The following is a 1,865-nucleotide window of genomic DNA, read 5'->3' as shown; positions in this document are numbered from 1 at the left end:
CCTCTGTCTGAAGCCTGAGAGACTCGCGCCCCGTAACTCTGTCGGCAGCGCTTACACCTTCGGCGCGGGGCACGAGCCCCGACTTTCCAGAGTGTCTTTCCCGTCTACGGTTCTTTTGCCTGAGAGATTTCGGGCGATTTCCCCTTCGGCGGCAGCTCTCGCTGCTCTCTCCCGCAAACAGGTAGGACTCAGGGTTGAGCCCTCGACTCCTCATCCATAGCCCGTCAACGACACCTTGTCACCTGCCTGCGACATCTTGCTGACAAGTCTTCGCTAACCACGCGGTTTGCCGGTTTTTCAAGACACTGCTGGTATGTTGGGTCGAAACGACCTTTGGGTCCGGCTACGGCCGGCGGCGACGGGGACAAAAATGGGCGAACTGATCATGAGCGCTCCGGTGGCGGGGCTGACCTCCAAGAACCGAATCACGGCCGAAGACGTGGTGATGCTGCGCCGCGAAGTATTTGGTGACGGCGTGGTAAGCCGTGGCGAGGCCGAGGCGCTGTTCGCGCTCGACCAGACGGCGCGCGACAAATGCCAGGAATGGCCGGCGTTCTTCGTCGAGGCGGTCACCGATTACATCGTCCACCAGGAAAAGCCGACGGGCTATATCTCCGAGGACAATGCCGACTGGCTGATCCGGACGATCTCGCGCGACGGCATGGTCGACAGCCTGACCGAGCTCGAGCTCCTGGTGCATGTGCTGGAGAAAGCCAAATCGTCGCCCAGCCGGCTTTCCGCCTATGCGCTGGAGCAGGTCTCGCATGCGGTGGTCGACGGCAAGGGGCCGCTGATGCTGGGCGGCCAACTGGTTCCGGGATTGGTGGCCAAGGCCGAAGTCGACCTGTTGCGCCGCATCCTCTACGCCTACGGCGGCGACGGCAATATCGCGATAACCCGCGCCGAGGCAGACGTGCTGTTCAGGATCAACGAGAGCACGGCGGCGGCTAGCAACGATCCGTCCTGGAACGAACTGTTCGTGAAGGCGATCGCCAACTTCGTCATGTGCTCGGCCGGCTACGAAGCGCCGACGCGGGATGTGGCGCTGCGCCAGGAGAACTTCCTCGATGCGGGCGAGCCGAACATCGGCGGCTTCTTCGGCCGCATGGTTTCCGGCGGGCTTGCCGGCATCATGGAGGCCTACCGCTCGCCCGACGATATCGAGGCCGATTGGGAAGCCAGGAACCGGGCCGTCGAGGCAATGGCCCGCCGCGCCGAGACGGTCGACGCCGGCGAAGCGAAGTGGCTGGCGGAGCGGATCGGCCCGAACCGGCCGCTCAGCGAGAACGAGCGCGCGCTGCTGACGCTGATCAAGCACGCCTCGCCGGAAATCCATCCGGCACTGAAGCCGCTGCTGGATAAGGTCGCCTAGGCGGCGACCGTCCTGCAGAGAATGATGTTGGAATGGCCTTCGGGCCACCCGGCGAATTCGCCCATACGCTCGAAGCCCGCCCTCTCGTAGAGACCCGGTGCCTGGAAGTCGTGCGTTGCGACCCAGATGCGTCGAACTCCTCTCGCGGAAGCCTCGGCTACGAAGGCATCGAGCAGCTTACTGCCATGGCCAAGACCTCGACAGGCCTCGTCGACCCACATCAGCTTTAGTTCGGCGATCCCCGCCCAGGAATGGCCCGCAGCGATGCCAATCGGGCGTCCGGCTGTGTCCCGCAGCAGAAAGACTAGGCCGCGATCATCGTCGCGGCCTGTCAGACGCCGGTTGTCGCCGTCGAGACGTTCCTCAATGGCGTTGAGCTCGGTCGGCGCAAGATCGTGCTCAGCCCGCAGGCGAGGAAAATCAAATGCCGCCGTACCAGTCGTAGCCATTGTCTTCCCAGTAGCCGCCGCGGCCGCCGCCGATCGCGGCGAAG

Annotated in this window: 2 protein-coding genes and 2 riboswitches; of the genes, one reads left to right on the top strand and one right to left on the bottom strand. The window is 64.1% G+C overall.

The genetic code is table 11. The features are described from left to right. Position 1 precedes the first annotated feature (1 nt). Positions 2 to 97: riboswitch (glycine riboswitch) on the bottom strand. Next, a riboswitch (glycine riboswitch) is annotated at positions 98 to 184 on the bottom strand. 186 nt (positions 185 to 370) lie between these two features. Continuing rightward, positions 371 to 1,372 (top strand): hypothetical protein, encoded by a 1,002-nt coding sequence (locus EN780_RS33210; protein WP_128276375.1) that lies wholly within the window; start codon positions 371 to 373, stop codon positions 1,370 to 1,372. On the opposite strand, the gene EN780_RS33205 is transcribed toward EN780_RS33210, so the two are convergent. Continuing rightward, positions 1,369 to 1,821: a GNAT family N-acetyltransferase gene (locus EN780_RS33205; RefSeq protein ID WP_127391867.1), complete on the bottom strand. Its 453-nt coding sequence runs from the start codon at positions 1,819 to 1,821 to the stop codon at positions 1,369 to 1,371. The genes EN780_RS33210 and EN780_RS33205 overlap by 4 nt on opposite strands. Positions 1,822 to 1,865: the final 44 nt, after the last annotated feature.

This window comes from Mesorhizobium sp. M4B.F.Ca.ET.089.01.1.1 (assembly GCF_004022605.1).
In the GTDB taxonomy this organism is placed as follows: Bacteria; Pseudomonadota; Alphaproteobacteria; order Rhizobiales; family Rhizobiaceae; genus Mesorhizobium; species Mesorhizobium abyssinicae.
This window is presented reverse-complemented; position numbering and strand designations above follow the sequence as displayed.